Source organism: Bradyrhizobium sp. 139, from assembly GCF_023074175.1.
Taxonomy (GTDB): Bacteria; Pseudomonadota; Alphaproteobacteria; order Rhizobiales; family Xanthobacteraceae; genus Bradyrhizobium.
The window spans coordinates 15,407-33,709 of sequence record NZ_JADPKS010000173.1; the positions used below are offsets into that span (position 1 = coordinate 15,407).

Genomic DNA, 18,303 nt, shown 5'->3' on the forward strand with positions numbered 1-18,303 from the left:
CACCTCTCGACCACCGTCACCCTGAGGTGGCCGCTTCTTCAGCGGCCCTCGAAGGGCGGCGGTGCCCCGATCCATCCTTCGAGGCGAGCCGCAAGAGCGGCTCGCACCTCAGGATGACGTCGAATTTGGGGTAGCTCAAGTTGTTCTTCGCTATTCTATTTCTTCGCAAGCCCGAGCGTGTCGATGACCTTGCGCTCCGACTCCGTGACCTCGACGACGAATTTCTTGTAGTCCTCGGTGTTCTTGTAGTTCGGCACCATGTCGTATTTGGCGAGGGTCGTGATCACCGCGGGGTCCTCGACCGCCTTCTTGAAGGCGTCATGCAGCTTGGCGACGATCCTGGGGTCCATGCCCTTCGGACCGGCCACGCCGAACGGAGAATCGTAGACCATGGGATAGCCGAGCTCCTTCAAGGTCGGTGCGTCGGGATAGTTGGGCGACCGTGCGCCGGTCCACACCATCAGCAATCGCAGCTTGCCGGCGTCGACCAGCGGCCGCCAGCCGGTGGAGTCGGCTTGCAGCATCGTGTGCTGGCCGAGCACCGCGGCATTGGTCTCGGCGCCGCCCTTGAACGGCACCTGCGTGAGCTTGACGCCGGACATCGCCGCGATCTGCTCCATGCCGATATGAAGCGAGGTGCCGGTGCCCGGCGTGGCGTAGGTCACCTTGCCCGGATTGGCCTTCGCGAAGTCGACCACATCCTTCCAGGACTTGAACTGCGATTCCGCGCTGGTGGTCACGCCGAACGTATAGCCGGTGAGGTGAATGATATAAGTGAAGTCCTTCGCCGGATCCCAGGACACTTCCTGCATCAGGGGCAGGCGGAAGACGGTGATCGGAATCTGCGCGATGGTGTAGCCGTCCGGCTTCGCGGCCGCTGCCATGGTCGCAGGTCCGACCGTGCCGCCACCGCCCGCCTTGTTGTCGATCACAATCGGCTGGCCCAGGACTTTCGAGGCGCTGTCGGCGATCGCGCGCATCGAGATGTCGGTCGATCCGCCAGCCGGCCATGGCACGATCAGTGTGATCGGTTTGCTGGGATAGTCCTGTGCATCGGCAGCGGTCGAGAGCAGCGCGCCCATGACTGCATGCATGGCGGCAAAGGCGATCGTCTTCAGCCCGCATCGCGGCATCGAAATTCCTCCCTCGCAGCGGCCTCGTTGGGCCGCCGCTTCTCGTTGTTATGACGGGATTGTCCCCGAAATCACGAGAGAAGAAAAGCGCCTTCGCGCGGACCGAACGTAGGGGACGAGGCGCCAATTCGGCCGGAAACGGCACGTGCGACATTTGGTCGTTTGGAGGCATGCCGAGACACGGAATTTGGCGCGGGCGGAGTCTCTACGCCACGCGGCGGACTGCGTTCAGCGTCTCAATCGTGCGTCCGACCTCGGCTGCCGGGCACGGCCTGCCGAAATAATAGCCCTGCACTGCGGTGCAGCCGCATTCGCGGACGAAATCGAGCTGCTCGATGGTCTCGACGCCCTCGGCCGTGGTCTCGACGCCGAGCACGGAGCCGAGGCTGGCGATGGTGCGGACGATGGCGACGCTCTCCGGGCTTTCGCCGAGCGTGCCGACGAAGGAGCGATCGATCTTGATGCGGTCGAACGGAAACTTGCGCAAATAGCTCAGCGAGGAATAGCCGACGCCGAAATCGTCGAGGCTGACGCGCACGCCGAGCGCGCGGAGCTGGTGCAGGATCTCGATCGTGGCCTCGCTGTCGTCGAGCAGCGCCGTCTCGGTAACCTCGAGCTCGAGCCGGCGTGGCGGCAGGCCGGCGTCCGCAAGTGCGCTCGTGACCATGGCGACCAATCCGCGCGAGCGAAACTGCACCGGCGACAAATTGACCGCGACCGTGACATCGGGCCAGGACGCCGCGGTCGCACAGGCCGTGCGCAGCACCCATTCGCCGATCGGAACGATCAGGCCGTTCTCTTCAGCGATCGGAATGAATTCGGCTGGCGAAACGAGGCCGCGCGACGGGTGTTTCCAGCGCAGCAGCGCCTCGAAGCCGGTGAGCTCGGACGAATCGAGCCGCACCTGCGGCTGGAACACCAGGTGGAATTCGTTGGCTTCCAGCGCGCCGCGCAGAACGTGCTCCAGCGCGTGCCGGCGGCGTGCCTCTTCCTCCATCTCGGGCTCGAACAGCTGATAGGCGCCGCGCCCCTTGGCCTTGGCCTGGTACAGTGCGAGGTCGGCGCATTTCATCAGCTCATCGGCATCGAGCCCGTGATCGGGCGCGATCGCGACGCCGACGGAGACGCCGACATGGACTGACTGGCTTTCCAGCGGCGGCGGGTGGCCGATGATTTCGACCAGGCGGCGGGCGAGTCGTTCCGCCGATTGCGGCTGCGGCCCGCGCTGGAGAACGGCGAACTCGTCGCCGCCGAGGCGGGCGACGGTGTCATGCTCGCCGACATTCTCCTTCAGCCGTGCCGCAACCCAGCGCAGAAGCCGGTCGCCGGCGGCGTGGCCGAGGCGGTCGTTGACGGTCTTGAAATTATCGAGGTCGAAGCACAGCACGGCCATCGCACCGCCAGCGATCGCAACTTGGTTCAGTCCCTCGCTCATTTTCTCGCGGAATAGCGTGCGGTTGGGCAGGTCGGTGAGTGAATCGTGCTGCGCCATGTGCGCCACGCGGGCCTGGGCTCTGTGGCGCTCGGTGACGTCCTCGTAGGTGACGACCCAGCCGCCATGCTCCATCCGCTTGTGATTGAGCTTGATGATGCGGCCGTCGGTGAGATGGTGGTGGAGCGTGTGCTCGCCTTCGCGCAGCCTCTCGACATAGTCGGCATAGAGCCTGGCACCGGTCGTGTTCGGATGGATGCCGAGCTCGCAACTGTGCTCCATGATATCGCGCATCGAGACGCCGGGCTTCACGACCTCAGGCGACAGCCCGTACATCTCGATATAGCGCCGGTTGCAGACGATCACGCGCAGGCTCGAATCGAGCATGCACAGGCCCTGGCTCATGTTGTTCAGCGCCGCGTCGAAGCGACGATACTGCTCGCTCAGCTCCTCGACGGCGCGTTCGCGCTCGGTGATGTCCTCGTAGGTGGCGACAAAGCCGCCCTCGGGCAGCGCGCAGTAGCGCACCGAGATCACCGTGTCGTCCGACATGCGCCGGCGCATCGGCGAAGAATCGCGGTTCGCGATCCTCGCGCTGGCGGCTTCCAGCAGCTGTTGCGGACTGTATTCGGAAGCGAACGCCCCGTTCACCATCGACCGCTCGATCAGCTCGGAAAGATGCATGCCGGGCCGAGTCTCCTGCGGTGACAGCCGGTAGATCTTGCGGTAGGTGGTGTTGCAGACGCGCAAGCGCATGTCGCTGTCGTAGAAGGCGAGCCCGTGCGCCATGTTTTCCAGCGCTGCATCGAGGATGAAGTTCTGCTGCCTCAGCGTTTCCTCGTACTGCAGCCGCTCAGTGACGTCCTCATGGACCGTCACCCAGCCGCCGTCGGGCAGGAAGCGGGAGACCGCCTGCACCATCCGTCCGTCATAGCGCATCACCAGCAGGGTTTTCGGCTTTCTGGTGCGAACATCCTCCAGCCTGGTGTCATGGAACTCGTCGGCCGACATGCCCGGCAGGTTGCCGCGCGACATCCAGTGTTCGATCACAGCGCAATGCGAGATGCCCGGCTTCACGATTTCGGAATCGAGGTCGTAGAGGTTCAGGAAGCGCTCGTTGCAGACGACGACGCGGCTGTCGGCATCGTACATGATCAGCCCGTGCGACATGTTGGCGAGCGCGTGCTGGCTGCGTTCCGTCTGCACGCGCAATTCCGCCTCGAGCCGGGCGAGGCGGCTGACGTCGTCGCAGATCGTCATCCAGCCGCCGCCGGGAAGCGGCTTCAGCTCGAGCGCCATGACGAGGCCGCTCGCCAGATGCTGCTCGGTCCGGAATGGCTGGCCGCCCGCAATCTGCTTCATGCGCCTGGTATAGAGCGCATCGAGCTCGCCCGCCGGGAAGTTGCCGAGCTCTGCGCTGTGTGCGAGCACGTCGCGATAGCTCGTGCCGACCCGCACGATCTCGGCCGACATGGTGAACAGCGACAAATAGCGCTGATTGACCAGCACGATCCGGTTGGCCGCGTCGTAGACGCAGACGCCCTGCTCCATGTGGTCGAGCGCGAGCTGGCTCAGCGAGACCAGGGCCTGCGGGCCCTGTACGCGGCGTGCACCAGGTTCGTTGTCGGGGAGCGACGTCATGGGTTCGACAGGGTCTCGGCGGGCAATAGACTTAATGCAAAGTAATTCAGCTGCCGAGGGTAGCGAAGAGGCGGGAAAATTCCCTTAAGCGTGGTAGTTTACGGAGGGTGACCAGCGATGGAGAGTGAACGCGCAAACGGCCATCCGGCAATGCGGTAGGCGCGTGGCCGGATGAGCAACACGATATCCGGGGCAGCAGTTCCCGCATGTCGCTACGCTCATGCGGGCTATAGCAAAGGCCGGGGGAGGCGAGAACGGGATCGATCCCCTAGGGCCCGTACAGCACGAGCTCGGTGTCGGTGAGGTCGCCGAGCTGCGGCCGGTGCGGGCCCTTGAAATATTTACGGCCGCGCCGCTCGGTGTAGATGCCGGCGAGGCCGGGAATCGGGCCGTTGGAATCGATCGCCACCGAGATCTTGCCGAGCCGCAGCAGCAGCCGGCCGATGCGGCCAGCGCAGGCCGCGTATTCGGCGGCGCTGCGGCAATAGATCAGTTTCATCGCGGGCGGTGCGATGAAGCCGCGGCGGATGCGCACCGGTTGCAGGATAAAAGGGAACGTTCCCTCCGGCGTGCGGCAGACGAGGCTGAGACAATTGTAGCGGGCATGCCGCGTCAGCAGCTCGGTCTCGGCATCGGAGAGCCCATCGATGGTCTTGGCGTGCTGCGAGATGACCTCGATCTTGCTCCAGCGCGGGGTACGCGCCAGCGCAGGCACTGAGAAGAAGATTCCACGGCAATAGGCGCGAAAGCCCTGCGTCTCGATGATGGGCCAGGTCCATGGCGCCGGGCTGATGTTGAGATAGGTGACATCCTTGTGCCGCTGCGCGATCTTGGTCAGCAGCGGGGCGTAGTTGCGGTAGGCCGGATCGACATACCAGCTCGACAAATTGCACTGGATGGCGGTCTCTTCGCCGTTCTTCCGCGCCGTGTAGATCAGCAGCAGCACGCCGACCGGTGTGCCGTCATTGTCGAGCATGTAGCCGAAGCGCGGATAGCCCTCCGGCACGGGCCGGAAGGCCTGCCGGCGCAGGCCCTGAATCCAGTAATTGCGCGAGCGGCCGACGAAGCCGCGCGTCAGCAGGTCCGCGACCGCATCGACGTCGGCCTCGGTGATCTCGCGGCATCGGACCTTGGTGTGGATCACGCTGGTCTTTCCCGTGGAAATGGGAGGCCTCGTTCTGTTAGCGCCAGCCTTCGCCGTGGGCATCGGCCGTGGCTAACGGCTGCATGCCCATGATCTCCCGCACCCTGGCGGGCCAGGCGGAAAGATCAGCGCCGTGGGTGTGGAACATGGCGACGGCCAGGCGGTCCATGCCGAAGGCAACGCAGCCAGTGTGGGCCGGTTCGTCATTGGTATCCTGGATGCCCCAGGTCGTGCCGAAATGCTCGCGGTGGTAGTTGAAGCTCATGCAGGCGGTCGGCTGATCCTCCGAGCGGAGCGGGATCAGCAGCTCGAACTTGAGCTCCTGCTGCTTCTGGCTCACCGCCTTCATCTGGCCGATGCGGCCGAAGAAGGGATCGCTCGCATAGTCGACGCGGAAGGTCAGGCCGAGGTCGCGGGCAATCGCTTGCGCGCGCACCATCCAGCGCTCGCGGAAATCGGCGACGTCGTCGGGGCTGCCGATGCAGACATATTCGCGCATCCGGAACGATTGCAGCCGGTCGAGATGCTTCGACGGCTCGCGGCGGAAGCAGTCGGCGGCGACGTCGAAGCGCAGGCCGCCCTTCGGCAACTGGCCGCGGCTCGCCGCGATCGGATAGACCGGGTAGCAGGCCGCCGGGGACAGCACGAGGTCGGCGGGCGAGAGTGACGAGGTCCAGTCGCCGCCGGCATCGAAGCGGCTCACCGCGGCGTTGATCTCGCGTTCGGTGCCGTGCAGGCCGCAGACGCAGCCGAGCAGGTTCGGAAAACTCTTGAGGTAGCCGGACTTCTCAAGCTGGGTGCGGCTCATCACCGGCGGGAAGCGCATCACTTCGGTGCCCGCCTCGCGATGCCGGGTGATCAGCGCGGTCAGCCGCTCGACGACGCCTTCATAGAGCGCGGTGCGGGCGTAGACGCCGTCCGCGCCCATGGGGTGGAACAGCTTGTCGGCGAGATGATCGAGCGGATCGATGGCTTGCGGCGCGGTCTCGGGCGAATCGGGGAGAACAGCAATGTTCATGTTCGACTTCCTGCTATCTGAAATTATTCTTGTTGGTCGAGAAGGTTCGTGAGTTCTAAGACACGTCAGTCCCTAAATGTTTTCGGTCCCGAAGACTTTTAGTCCCGAAGACTTGCCGGCACGCCGCTCATCAGCGTCGAAGTCGCGGCGTTGGCCAGGATGCGGTCGTTGTTGATCATGATCGGCGACGACAGCACGTCGCGCAGGTGGCGGCCCATGGTGAACTCGCCGTCGTTGCGGTAGCCGGAAAGGCCCGCCGTTCGCATCGCATGCATCACTGTCTCGACCGCAAGCTCGGACGCCTGCACCTTCAACAGCGTGATCGATGACTGGAAGTCGAGCGAGCTCAGCGCGCGCTCGTCATGCTCGACGCAGGCGAACGCATCGACATTGGCTGATATCAGCGCGCGCAGCTGGGCCAGCGACATCTTGGCGGCGGTGAAATGCGCGGCGGCCGGCGGCATCTGGCCGCCTGAGGTGCGGGCCGCCTTGCGGACGAAGGCCTGCGCACGGGTGACGGCGGCTGCAGCGATACCAGCCCAGGCCGATGACCAGCACAGATGCGCGAACGGCGTCATGGTCTGGGCGTGGATCTTGTCGTAGGATTCCGGGAAGACGCGATCAGCGGGGCAGTCGACCTTCAGCTCGAAACCGGTCGAGCAGGTGCCGCGCATGCCGAGTGTTTCCCAGCCCAGCGTCCGCTTCAGCGAATAATCGTCCCTAGCGAGCGCCAGCAGCACCTGGTCGGACGCAGAAGCATCGGTGGCGCGGCGGGCGATAGTGACGAGGCCGTCGGCCTCCGCGCCGTAAGAGATCACGGTGGCGTCGCGCACGAGCGAGACGGTGTCGCCGGCGAGGTCGACCGCCGCGGCACTGGCGCGAATGTTGCCGCCGTTCTGGCCTTCGGTGGTGGAAGAGGCGAGCAGCCATTGGTCGCGGGCGACCCGGCGCATCATGGTTTCCATCCAGGGGATGCCGTGGCCGTGCCTGACGACACAGGCGACCTTGGTCTGGTGCATCGCATAGACCATCGCGGTCGAGGCACAGGCGCGTCCGAGCGTGTAGCAGATATCGGTGACGTCGTAGATCGAGGCACCGAGGCCGCCGTACTCGACCGGGATCATGACGCCGAGCAGTTTCTGCTCACGCGCGACCTCGAAAGCCTTGTGGGGGAAGTGGGCGTCGCGATCGACCCCGTCCGCGTCGGCCGTCGCCGCCGCGGCCGTCCGGGCGGCGCGCTCGATGAGGGAGGGGCCCTGTTCGAGAAATCTCGTTTGCGCTTCGTCGACAGTGAGGACTGCTTCACGCACGTTCATACTCGTCCGCCTCCGGTTTGCCGTTCAGGATCGCCGGCATCATTCGCGATGCCGTGCAAGCGATCCTCCGACCATCTTTGCTTGTGAGACGAGGCTACGGATTTAATTCAAATTCGTCGATGAAATAGAGGGTAAACAAACCCCAATTCCGAACGAACAGTTAAGGTCAGGTTGTTTGCATCGCCCGAATTTCCGCGATCGCGTTTAGGGATCTGGAAGGAGTCAAAATCCCGGACATCTGAGTCATCGTTTACTAAGAAACGCGAAGTAATGGTGGCGCCCATTGTGGGATCGGCCCGTCGCGCCCATCGTGGCCGGCAGCCGGCCCGACCGCTTATAGACAGATGGGAATTTACCGATGCAGGCCTTCGATACCGACGTGCGCGATCGCATCATCAAGCTGGTGAAGGGCATCCTCGTTCAGAATTCGCTTGCTGCCGACGTCACGCCGTCGGCCAGGCTCGTCGACGCCGGCCTGACCTCGATGGACATGGTCAATCTGATGCTCGGCGTCGAAGCCGAGTTCGACTTCACCATCCCGCAGTCCGAGATCACGCCGGAGAACTTCCAGTCCGTCGAGACGCTGGAACGCATGGTCGCAGTCCAGTTGCAGCTGGCGACCGCGGCTTAAGTCAGGCACAGGTCTCCTTCCTGGCGGCAAGCCCTCAGCACCCCCGTTCCAAAACCGCCGCAAAGCTGGCATAGCTTCCTCACGGGATCGCGATGGCGCGAAACGGGGGTGGAGCAGGCATGACGCAGGCGGTATTGGGCATCATCGGCGGCTCCGGCATCTATGATCTGCCGGGTCTTGAGGGCGCGCGCGAAGAGGTGATCGAGAGCCCCTGGGGCGAGCCGTCGGCCCCTCTGCGACGCGGCTCTATTGCCGGCCTGCCGATCGTGTTCCTGCCGCGGCACGACAAGGGTCACCGGTTGTCGCCCTCCGACATCAATTATCGCGCCAACATTGATGTTCTGAAGCGGGTCGGCGTCACCGACCTGATCTCGCTTTCGGCCTGCGGCTCGTTCAAAGAGGAACTGCCGCCCGGCACCTTCGTTCTCGTCGACCAGTTCGTCGATCGCACCCACAAGCGCGAGAGCTCGTTCTTCGGCAGGGGCTGCGTCGCGCATGTGTCGATGGCGCACCCGGTTTCGCCGCGGCTGCGCATCCATCTCGCGGCCGCCGCCGAAGCCGAAGGTATCGCCGTCGCGCGCGGCGGCACATATGTCTGCATGGAGGGACCGCAATTCTCCACCTATGCGGAGAGCATGACCTATAAGACGCTGGGCTACTCTGTCATTGGCATGACCAACATGCCCGAGGCGAAGCTCGCACGTGAGGCCGAGATCTGTTACGCCACCGTCGCGATGGTGACCGATTTCGATTGCTGGCATCCCGATCACGATGCCGTCACCGTACAGGACATCATCCGCGTGCTGACGTCGAACGCCGACAAGGCGAAGGCGCTGGTGGCACGTCTGGGGAAGGACTTTCCGCGCGAGCACGAGCCGTGCCCGATCGGTTCGGACCGCGCGCTCGACACCGCGCTGATCACGGCGCCCGAGGCGCGCGATCCCGAGCTTTTGAAGAAGCTCGATGCGGTGGCCGGGCGCATCCTGCGGGCGTGAGACGAAAGGCAGAATGCCATGAAGGTTGACGGCAAGCATTTCCGCAGCATTTGGCGTGAACGCGATGGCTGGTCGGTCGGCGCGATCGACCAGCGCAGGCTGCCGCATGAGTTCGTCGTCGCGCGTATGACGTCATGCGAAGACGCAGCGGTTGCGATCCGCGACATGTTGGTGCGTGGCGCCCCGCTGATCGGCGCAACAGCGGCCTACGGCATGGCGCTCGCCATGCGCGAGGACTCCTCGGACGCTGGCCTGAAGCATGCCTACGAGACGCTGGTCGTGGCGCGGCCGACGGCGATCAATCTGAAATGGGCGCTGGGCGAGATGCGCAAGGCGCTCGCGCCGGTCGATCCCGTTGAAAGGGCGGAGGCGGCCTACGTACGCGCTGACGAGATCGCCGAGCAGGACATCGAGATCAACCGCGGCATTGCCGGCAACGGCCTGAAGCTGATCGAGGCGATTGCGGCGAAGCGGCCAGGCGAGACGGTCAATTTGCTGACCCATTGCAATGCCGGTTGGCTCGCGACCGTCGACTGGGGCACCGCAACGGCGCCGATCTATCTCGCGCATGAGCGCGGCATCAAGATCCATGTCTGGGTCGATGAGACGCGTCCGCGCAACCAGGGCGCCTCGCTCACCGCCTGGGAACTCGGTCATCACGGCGTGCCGCACACCGTGATTGCCGACAACACCGGCGGACATCTGATGCAGCACGGCATGGTCGATCTCGCCATCGTCGGCACCGATCGCGTCGCGGCAAATGGCGACGTCTGCAACAAGATCGGCACTTATTTGAAGGCGCTTGCCGCGCACGACAATGGCGTGCCGTTCTATGTCGCGCTGCCGTCGCCGACGATCGATTTCGCCGTTGATGACGGCATCCGCGACATTCCGATCGAGCAGCGCAGCGGCACGGAAGTTACCGACATGACCGGCCGCACCGCGGATGGAAGGCTGGAGACGGTGCGGATCGTGCCGGAGGGCTCGCCGGTCGCGAACTACGCGTTCGACGTGACGCCGGCGCGGCTCGTCACCGGCCTCATCACCGAGCGGGGCGTGCTGAAGCCGGATCGTGCTTCGCTCGCCGAAGCGTTCCCCGAACGGATCGCCGCCGCGGCGGAGTAGTCAGTTCGCCAGGCGAGACCGTTCCGCGCCCGCAATGACGAAGGATGGACTGGCTAACCGAGCTTCAGCCCCGTCGCCGCCTCGAGCTCGGCGATGGCCTGGGCGCCACTTGCAACCTTGATCGTGGTCATGCCCATCTCGCGCGCGGGTTTGAGGTTGACGCCGAGATCATCGAGATAGATGCACCTCTTCGGATCGACCTTGAGCGTCTCGACCATCATCTTGTAGATGCGCGGGTCGGGTTTGCGCAGGCCGATCTTGGCGGACTCGATGACGTGGTCGAACAGGGCCATCACCTCGGCGACATAGAGCGTGCGCCCTGTCAGGCTGCCGATCGCATTGGCCGGCAGATTGTTTGTGATGCAGCCGGTCTTGAATTGCGCCTTGATGCGCTTCAGGGCTTCGACCATCTCGGGACGCAGATCGCCCTGGAGCAGCGGCAGCACGTCGCGGCCGCGCACCTCCGCGCCGAGCGCACGCGATTCCTCCGCGAAAAGCTTGTCGAAGGCGTCAATATCGACCTCGGCGCGCTCGAACTTGGCCCAGGCGTTTTCCAGATGATTGGCGGCGTTGGTGCGCCGGATGATCTCGATCGGCAGGTTGCGCTCGGACTCGAACCGCGCGAACGCCTCGAACGGCGAGCTCGTCAGCACGCCGCCAAAATCAAAGATCACAGCCTCGATCGTCAAGATTTCGCCCTCGTCAATTCCTTTCCAAGAGCGCTAGCATGCGCTATCGGCAAGGGCCAGTCTGAAGCAATCCCCGTCGTCACTGATGCTGACGCCAAAGCGTGTTCCCATGAAAAAGCTCGTAACTCTCGTCACAGCCGCGCTGCTGTTCGCCACGCCCGCGCACGCCATCGTCGGCGGCGGCACGCCGCAGGCCGAGGGTGTTGCGCGCGCGGTCGTCACCATCGTCGGCTCGCGCGGCAATTTCTGCACCGGCAGCTTGATCGCGCCAAAGCTCGTGCTCACCGTTGCCCATTGCGTGCAGCCCGGGGCCGACTACAAGATCGTCGATCGCAGCGCTGACGGTCAGCCGCAATTGCTGAATGTACGGACAGTCGCGATCCATCCCAACTTCAACATGCAGGCAATGCAGGCGCACCGCGCCACTGCGGACGTGGCATTGCTGCAACTGGAAATTCCACTGAAGGGAAAATCGGCGATGCCGGTCGGTGCGCCGAATATTCCAATCCAGGTCGGCAGCCGCTTCGTCATCGCCGGTATCGGCGTCACCGTACGCGGTGACGGCAAGAGCGGCGGCGCGACGCGCGTTGCCGGCCTCGTTGCCACGGGCCAGCCCGGCACGCTTCAGATCCGGCTGGTCGATCCCGTAACCAACGGTGTTCGCGACGGAATTGGCGCCTGCACCGGCGATTCCGGCGGCCCAGTGTTCGAGGACAAACCGAACGGTCCGGTGCTTGTCGGCGTCATCAGCTGGTCCACGGGGCCGAACGGCGGCGCCGGCTGCGGCGGATTGACCGGCGTCACGCCGCTCACGCTCTACCGCGACTGGATATTGCAGACCGCGCGGAGCTGGGGTGCGGCGCTGTGATTTGACCACGATTTGATCTATGTCATTTTGAAATGGAAGCGCGATAGGCAACCATGCCCGTCGCGGAGGAAACGCGCCGCCCGGTTAAAGGGCGGCCACCAAAACAAGCAAGGCATAGAAGCAACAATGAATGTCGCTGTTCGCAGTCACGCCACGGCCAAGCAGGCCTCTGAACATTTCGACGTGCTGATCGTCGGTGCCGGCATCTCCGGCATCGGCAGCGCCTATCACGTCACAAAGCAGCTTCCGGGCACGAGCTACGTCATTCTGGAAACGCAGGCGACGTTCGGTGGCACCTGGACTACGCATCGCTATCCCGGCATCCGCTCGGACAGTGACCTCCACACCTTTGGCTACAGCTTCAAGCCGTGGGTTGGCCCGCCTATAGCGACCGCCGAAGAAATCCTCGCCTACATGAACGAGGTCATCGACGACAACGATATCGCCCGGCATATCCGCTACAAGCACAAGATCAATTCCGCGAGCTGGTCGAGCGAGCAGAATCTCTGGACCATCGAGGCGGTGACGACCGACACCGGCGAGCCAAAGATCTTCACCGCGAACTTCCTCTGGATGTGTCAGGGCTATTATCGTCATTCGGAAGGCTACACGCCGGAATGGAAAGGCACGGACCGTTTCAAGGGCCGCATCGTCCATCCGCAGACCTGGCCGGATGATATTGAGCTCGCGGGCAAGAAGGTGGTCGTGATCGGCTCCGGCGCGACGGCGGCGACACTGGTGCCGAACATCGCCGACAAATGCGCGCATGTCACCATGCTGCAGCGCTCGCCGACCTATTTCCGCCTCGGCCGCAATGCCATCGAGATCGCAGAGGAGCTGCGCAGGCTTCAGGTTGACGAGGAGTGGATTCACGAGATCGTTCGCCGCAAGATACTGTTCGAGCAGGATGCGTTCACCAAGCTCTGCGTAAGCAAACCCGAGCAGGTCAAGAAAGAGCTGATCGGGCAGATCAGCGCGGTCCTCGGACCGGACTACGACGTGGCGACGCATTTTACGCCGAGCTACCGGCCGTGGCGGCAGCGCATTGCTTTCGTGCCCGATGCCGATCTGTTCAAAGGCATCGCCAGCGGCAACGCCTCCGTCGTCACGGACGAGATCGAGAGTTTCGTCGAGAATGGCATCCAGCTCAAGTCCGGCAAGCTGCTCGAAGCTGACCTCGTCGTCACCGCGACCGGCTTCAACCTCGCCGCGCTCGGCGACATCGCCTTCGCGATCGACGGCAAGCCGCTCGCGTTCGGCGACACCGTCACGTATCGCGGCATGATGTTCACGGGCGTGCCGAACATGGTCTGGGTGTTCGGCTATTTTCGTGCGAGCTGGACGCTGCGCGTCGACCTCGTCGCCGACTTCGTCTGCCGTCTGCTAGGCCACATGAAGGCCATGGGCAAGAAGAAGGTCGAGGTCAAGCTGCGGGCCGAAGACCACAACATGCCGATCCTGCCCTGGATCGATCCGGAAAACTTCAACCCCGGCTACATCATGCGCGACATGGACCTGCTCCCCAAGCGCGGCGACAAGCCGGAATGGCAGCACAGCCAGGATTACTGGACCGAGAAGGACGAGATTCCGAAGACGGATCTGGATGATGGGGCGTTTGTATATGGGTGAGCCGTTGGTGCCGAGGTGTGGCAACGATTGCCGCACACTCCAGTGTCGTCCCGGACAAGCGTAAGCGCAGATCCGGGACCCATACCGCGGAATCTATCGGGTGGTGGCAGTCCCGCCACTATAAGTCGTCGCCAAACGCCTTCATGTGGCTATGGGTCCCGGATCAGCGCTCCGCTTCGCTTCGCTTGTCCGGGACGACGCTGTTTGTTGGGTGAGTGGCGTCTCAACTCATTCGCAGTACGGTTACGAATTCCGCCTTGTCGTATTCGTCGCGATTGCCGCCGCCGCGGTCCGGTTCTCCACGCCGAGCTTGGAATAGATCTGCTCCAGATGCTTGTCGACCGTGCGCGGGCTCAAGCCCAAGATCTGCGCGATGTCGCGGTTGGTCTTGCCCTTGCTGAGCCAGGCCAGCACCTCGCCTTCGCGGGTGGTGAGGCCGAGTTCGCTGATGAATTCGGGCGGCAGCGTGGTGCCGGATTCCTTGGAGAGCCGCAGCAGGAACTCGTTCGGCGCGGTTTCGCCCATGTAATAGAACCGGAGTTGCGGATTGTCGGGCAAGGAGCCGGGCTGAGACTTCGAGCTGCCCTTGCCCTTCGCCTGCTCCAGCCATTGCAGCAGTGATGGCGGAAGGACGAAGTCGTCGTCGACCTGCTCGCTGTGATGGTCTGACAGTAGCTTCTGCGCCTGCGGCGTCGCCCAGAGAACCTTGCCCAGGCGGTTGACCGAGAACAGGAAGCGGCCGGAGACGTCGAGCGCGGCGCGCGCGCTCTGGGTCAGGCGGGCATTGCCGAGATGGACACGGATGCGCGCCAGCATCTCCTCGATCACAATCGGTTTTGTCACGTAGTCGACGCCGCCGGCCTCCAGCCCGCGCACGATGTGCTCGGTCTCGGCAAGACCCGTCATGAAGATCACGGGCACGTTGGCAACGCCCGCATCGCGCTTGAGCCGGCGGCAGGTCTCGAATCCGTCCATGCCGGGCATCACGGCGTCCAGCAACACGATATCGGGCGTGATCTGGTCGACGATGCGCATCGCGGCCGCGCCGTCGAGCGCCACCATCACCGTCATCCCGGCGCCATCGAGTGCGTCGGTGAGCAGCCGCAGCGTCTCCGGCGAATCGTCGACAACGAGCGCGACGTCGCGCTTTTTCGACTCAATGCTCATGCGCATACAACGCTTTCAATGTGGCCATGTACTGGTCGAGATCGAAACGGTCGACCAGCGCTCGCATCTGCGCGACGAAGTCGGCATGTTCGGGATGCTCGCTGCCGATCTCGTCCAACTTCAATTGAATGCCCCTGACGTAGCCGATCTGACCGAGCCCGATCAGCGCCTCGATGTGCCGCACCGGCGGCCGCGAGCCGCTCTCCGGCTGCCACAGCGGCACGATGATCTCGTCCGAGCCATACTGCCATTCGATCCTGAGGAGCTGGCGGATGCTTTCGAGGAGCCGCGGAATGTCGATCGGCTTCATCAGATAGCCGTCGTGGAAGGGCTGCGCCAGCGGCGTGCCGTGAGCTTCGAGCGCGCTGGCCGACACCATCAGGATGCGCGCCTGATGATGGCCGTTCGCGCGCAGCGTCTGCGCGACCGCCCAACCGTCCATGCCCGGCATGGAGATGTCGAGCAGGAACAGATCGGGCCGGCAGTGCTGCGCCAGCGCCAGGCAGCCCGGCCCGTCGGGAGCGCTGAGCAGGATGAAGCCGAGCGGCGTCAGCACCTCGCGCAGGAGGTCGCGATGCACGGGGTCGTCGTCGGTAATGAGGATGGTCTTGCGGGCGCCGTGATAGCCGGAGACCGGCGCCTCCACCGGCGCGATGCGCTGCGGATTGGTGACTTCCGACAGCAGGATCTTGACCTTGAAGGTGCTGCCGGCGCCGACCGTGCTCAAGACTTTGATGTCGCCGCCCATGACGCCGGCGAGCAGCCGGCTGATGGTCAGGCCCAGCCCGGTTCCGGTCTGCGGCTGCGAGACGCCGAGCGCGCCGCGCTCGAACGGCGCAAAGATGCGTTCGAGGTCGTCACCCTGGATGCCGGGGCCGGTGTCGATCACCTCGAACTCGGCAACGGGGCTGCGATAGTGGACGACGAACTGAACGCTGCCGGTCTGGGTGAACTTGATCGCGTTGGAGAGCAGATTGATCAGTACCTGGCGCAGCCGCTTCTCGTCGGCATAGACCACGACCGGCAAATGCGCGGGCCGCCTGAACACGAAGTCGATGCCCTTGGCGGCGGCCTGGAGACGGAACATGCCGACGAGCTGGTCGAGGAATTCGCTCAAGCGCACCTCGTCACGCGAGAGATACAGCCGTCCCGCCTCGATCTTGGAGATATCAAGGATGCCGTCGATCAGGCCGGAGAGGTGATCGGCGCTGCGGCGGACCACGCGGACCTGGTCGCGCGGCTTGGTGTTGAGCGTCGCGTCCTGCTCCAGCAGCTGGGCATAGCCGCTGATGGCATTCAGCGGTGAGCGCAGCTCGTGGCTCAGGCCCACCACGTAGCGGCTCTTGGCGAGGTTGGCGGATTCGGCGACCTCCTTGGCGCGCTGGAGCTCGGCGTCGGTGCGCTTGTGCGCGTCGATCTCCTGGATCAGAAGTGCAGTCTGCCGCCGTGTCTCGGCCTCCGCCGCCCGCCGGCTCTGCTGCGCCAGCACGAACAGCCAGGCCACCACGCCGATGATGATGCTGAGCGAGAAGAACACGTTCCAAAGCACGTCGGAGACGAGCCTGTTCTCGCCAGGGACGCTCGCCGAGGTCTGGAGATAGATCAGTCCCAGCACCAGTGCGACGAGGCCGGCGGAGATCACGAACACGCCGATATAGTGACCGAACTGCGAGTTGATCCGCTGATAGATCGGCTGCGGCAAAATCCTGCCGAGCGCGTTGGCGAACTGCACCTGCGCCCGTGCATGCGGCTTGCAGAGGTCGTGGCAGCGCGCATCGAGCGAGCAGCACAGCGAGCAGATCGGGCCGGCATAGGCGGGGCAGGACGTCATGTCCTCCGGCTCGAAATTGTGCTCGCAGATACAGCACTGGATCGCCTCGATATTGGCCCAGCTCCGCTTCGGTTTGCGTGCGATGTAGAAATTTCCGCCGGTGAGCCAGGCAATGACAGGCGCGGTGACGAAGGCGACCGTCAGCGCGACGAAGGCCGCGAGCGCCTTCATGGTCGGGCCGAATAGGCCGTAGAATGCAGCGATCGAGACGATGGTCGCAATCGTCATGGCGCCGACGCCGACCGGATTGATATCGTAGAGATGGGCGCGCTTGAACTCCATCTGCGGCGGGCGCAGGCCGAGCGGCTTGTTGACCACGAGATCGGACACCAGTGCGCCGACCCAGGCGATCGCGACATTGGAGTAGAGCGCCAGCGTCTGCTCCAGGGCCTTGTAGACGCCGATCTCCATCAAGAGCAGAGCCACCATCACGTTGAACACCAGCCAGACCACCCGGCCGGGATGGCTGTGCGTCAGACGCGAGAAGAAGTTCGACCAGGCGATCGAGCCTGCATATGCGTTGGTGACGTTGATCTTGAGCTGCGACAGGATCACGAACGCACCGGTGAGCGCCAGCGCCATGTCAGGCTGCGACAGCACGTAGCGAAACGCCTCGAGATACATGTGCGCGGGCTCGGCAGCCAACTCGCCGGAGAGGCCGTGGTTCAACGCAAAGAACGCGAGAAAGGAGCCCAGCAACAATTTCAGTGCGCCGAAGATGATCCAGCCGGGGCCCGCGATCAGCAGAGCGATCCACCACGACGTTCGCGAGGTGCGGCGGTCGCGCGGCAGAAACCTGAGGAAGTCGACCTGCTCGCCGATCTGCGCCACCAGCGAGAACACCACGGAGGATGCGACGCCGAACAGCAACAGATCGAAATGCCCGCCGGGGTCGCCATGCTCGCCGGCAAACTTGCGCCACTCCGTGAACGAGTAAGGGTTGGCCCAGGCGATCGCGGCAAAGGGCAGGATGTGCAGGATGATCCAGATCGGCTGCGTCCAGAGCTGGAAGCGGCTGATCAGCGTGATGCCATAGGTGACGAGCGGGATGATCGCCACCGCGCTGATGAGATAGCCGATCGGGCGCGGAATGCCGAAACACATCTCCAGCGCCGTCGCCAGGATCACCGCCTCGATGGCGAAGAAGATGAAGGTGAAGGAGGCGTAGATCAGTGAGGTGACGGTCGAACCGATATAGCCGAAGCCGGCGCCGCGGGTGAGCAGGTCAATGTCGATGCCGCATTTGGCTGCGTGATAGGCAATCGGTACGCCGCAGAAGAAGTTGATGATGGAGACGACCAGGATCGCGGCGCTGGCGTTGGTAACGCCGTAGTTCAGCGTGATGGTGCCGCCGATCGCTTCCAGCGCCAGAAAGGAGATGGCGCCGAGTGCAGTGTTGGCGACGCGGGCGGCAGACCAGCGGCGCGCGCTCTTGGCAGTGAAGCGCAGCGCGTAGTCTTCCAGCGTCTGGTTGGCGACCCATTGGTTGTACTGACGCCTGACGCGGTCTATTCGCTGCCGCCCTGCCACTTAACTCCACTCCCGATACCGACCCGGAGCCCTCGCAAATCCCATACCAAAAGCCTACGTCGGCATTTTGCGGTGCAGTATACGCGATCTTGCGTATGCTTGCGTTGCACAAATTCGAGCCATCCTCACGGCACCAATCGCGTGTCCTCGAACA

Annotated in this window: 13 protein-coding genes; 5 read left to right on the forward strand and 8 right to left on the reverse strand. The window is 64.0% G+C overall.

Going from position 1 to position 18,303, the window contains the following annotated elements:
- Positions 1-155: 155 nt before the first annotated feature.
- The 5 genes from IVA80_RS36220 to IVA80_RS36240 all read right to left on the reverse strand — a co-directional run bounded on the left by IVA80_RS36220 (position 156) and on the right by IVA80_RS36240 (position 7,684).
- A complete protein-coding gene (locus IVA80_RS36220; protein WP_247439897.1) occupies positions 156-1,133 on the reverse strand; it encodes a tripartite tricarboxylate transporter substrate binding protein in 978 nt (325 codons plus the stop codon).
- A 205-nt stretch (positions 1,134-1,338) separates the two neighbouring features.
- Positions 1,339-4,206 (reverse strand): PAS-domain containing protein, encoded by a 2,868-nt coding sequence (locus tag IVA80_RS36225; RefSeq protein ID WP_247439898.1) that lies wholly within the window; start codon positions 4,204-4,206, stop codon positions 1,339-1,341.
- A 268-nt stretch (positions 4,207-4,474) separates the two neighbouring features.
- Entirely contained in the window at positions 4,475-5,350 is an 876-nt protein-coding gene (locus tag IVA80_RS36230) for an acyl-CoA acyltransferase (protein ID WP_247439899.1), read from the reverse strand.
- Positions 5,351-5,387: 37 nt separating this feature from the next.
- Entirely contained in the window at positions 5,388-6,368 is a 981-nt protein-coding gene (locus IVA80_RS36235) for an amino acid--[acyl-carrier-protein] ligase (RefSeq protein ID WP_247439900.1), read from the reverse strand.
- A gap of 98 nt (positions 6,369-6,466) precedes the next feature.
- A complete protein-coding gene (locus IVA80_RS36240) occupies positions 6,467-7,684 on the reverse strand; it encodes an acyl-CoA dehydrogenase family protein (RefSeq protein ID WP_247439901.1) in 1,218 nt (405 codons plus the stop codon).
- A gap of 358 nt (positions 7,685-8,042) precedes the next feature.
- On the opposite strand from IVA80_RS36240, the gene IVA80_RS36245 reads away from it, so the two are divergent.
- From IVA80_RS36245 to mtnA, 3 genes are all read left to right on the forward strand, one after another.
- Positions 8,043-8,315, forward strand: coding sequence for a phosphopantetheine-binding protein (locus IVA80_RS36245; protein WP_247439902.1), 273 nt, complete (start codon positions 8,043-8,045; stop codon positions 8,313-8,315).
- 119 nt (positions 8,316-8,434) lie between these two features.
- On the forward strand, positions 8,435-9,310 hold the full coding sequence (locus IVA80_RS36250) for an S-methyl-5'-thioadenosine phosphorylase (RefSeq protein ID WP_247439903.1): 876 nt from the start codon (positions 8,435-8,437) through the stop codon (positions 9,308-9,310).
- 18 nt (positions 9,311-9,328) lie between these two features.
- The gene (mtnA, locus tag IVA80_RS36255; protein ID WP_247439904.1) at positions 9,329-10,435 is read left to right on the forward strand and encodes an S-methyl-5-thioribose-1-phosphate isomerase; all 1,107 of its coding nucleotides are present in this window, start codon (positions 9,329-9,331) and stop codon (positions 10,433-10,435) included.
- A gap of 53 nt (positions 10,436-10,488) precedes the next feature.
- On the opposite strand, the gene IVA80_RS36260 is transcribed toward mtnA, so the two are convergent.
- The gene (locus tag IVA80_RS36260; protein WP_247439905.1) at positions 10,489-11,124 is read right to left on the reverse strand and encodes an HAD-IA family hydrolase; all 636 of its coding nucleotides are present in this window, start codon (positions 11,122-11,124) and stop codon (positions 10,489-10,491) included.
- A 109-nt stretch (positions 11,125-11,233) separates the two neighbouring features.
- Between IVA80_RS36260 and IVA80_RS36265 the strand changes: the two genes are divergently transcribed.
- Positions 11,234-11,992, forward strand: a complete 759-nt coding sequence (locus tag IVA80_RS36265; RefSeq protein WP_247439906.1) for a trypsin-like serine protease — start codon at positions 11,234-11,236, stop codon at positions 11,990-11,992.
- Between the two features lie 126 nt (positions 11,993-12,118).
- On the forward strand, positions 12,119-13,621 hold the full coding sequence (locus tag IVA80_RS36270; protein ID WP_247439907.1) for an NAD(P)/FAD-dependent oxidoreductase: 1,503 nt from the start codon (positions 12,119-12,121) through the stop codon (positions 13,619-13,621).
- 243 nt (positions 13,622-13,864) lie between these two features.
- Here IVA80_RS36270 and IVA80_RS36275 read toward each other — a convergent pair whose 3' ends face one another.
- A complete protein-coding gene (locus IVA80_RS36275) occupies positions 13,865-14,794 on the reverse strand; it encodes a response regulator (RefSeq protein WP_247439908.1) in 930 nt (309 codons plus the stop codon).
- Positions 14,778-18,149: an ATP-binding protein gene (locus tag IVA80_RS36280; protein WP_247439909.1), complete on the reverse strand. Its 3,372-nt coding sequence runs from the start codon at positions 18,147-18,149 to the stop codon at positions 14,778-14,780. The genes IVA80_RS36275 and IVA80_RS36280 overlap by 17 nt, the downstream gene beginning before the upstream one ends.
- Between the last annotated feature and the right edge of the window lie 154 nt (positions 18,150-18,303).

Excerpts from the sequence above, each read along its gene's own strand:
- IVA80_RS36250 (WP_247439903.1), top strand. The coding sequence starts at position 8,435 with ATGACGCAGGCGGTATTGGGCATCATCGGCGGCTCCGGCATCTATGAT.
- IVA80_RS36235 (WP_247439900.1), bottom strand. The coding sequence starts at position 6,368 with ATGAACATTGCTGTTCTCCCCGATTCGCCCGAGACCGCGCCGCAAGCC.
- mtnA (WP_247439904.1), top strand. The coding sequence starts at position 9,329 with ATGAAGGTTGACGGCAAGCATTTCCGCAGCATTTGGCGTGAACGCGAT.
- IVA80_RS36270 (WP_247439907.1), top strand. The coding sequence starts at position 12,119 with ATGAATGTCGCTGTTCGCAGTCACGCCACGGCCAAGCAGGCCTCTGAA.
- IVA80_RS36240 (WP_247439901.1), bottom strand. The coding sequence starts at position 7,684 with ATGAACGTGCGTGAAGCAGTCCTCACTGTCGACGAAGCGCAAACGAGA.
- IVA80_RS36220 (WP_247439897.1), bottom strand. The coding sequence starts at position 1,133 with ATGCCGCGATGCGGGCTGAAGACGATCGCCTTTGCCGCCATGCATGCA.
- IVA80_RS36225 (WP_247439898.1), bottom strand. The coding sequence starts at position 4,206 with ATGACGTCGCTCCCCGACAACGAACCTGGTGCACGCCGCGTACAGGGC.
- IVA80_RS36275 (WP_247439908.1), bottom strand. The coding sequence starts at position 14,794 with ATGCGCATGAGCATTGAGTCGAAAAAGCGCGACGTCGCGCTCGTTGTC.
- IVA80_RS36265 (WP_247439906.1), top strand. The coding sequence starts at position 11,234 with ATGAAAAAGCTCGTAACTCTCGTCACAGCCGCGCTGCTGTTCGCCACG.
- IVA80_RS36245 (WP_247439902.1), top strand. The coding sequence starts at position 8,043 with ATGCAGGCCTTCGATACCGACGTGCGCGATCGCATCATCAAGCTGGTG.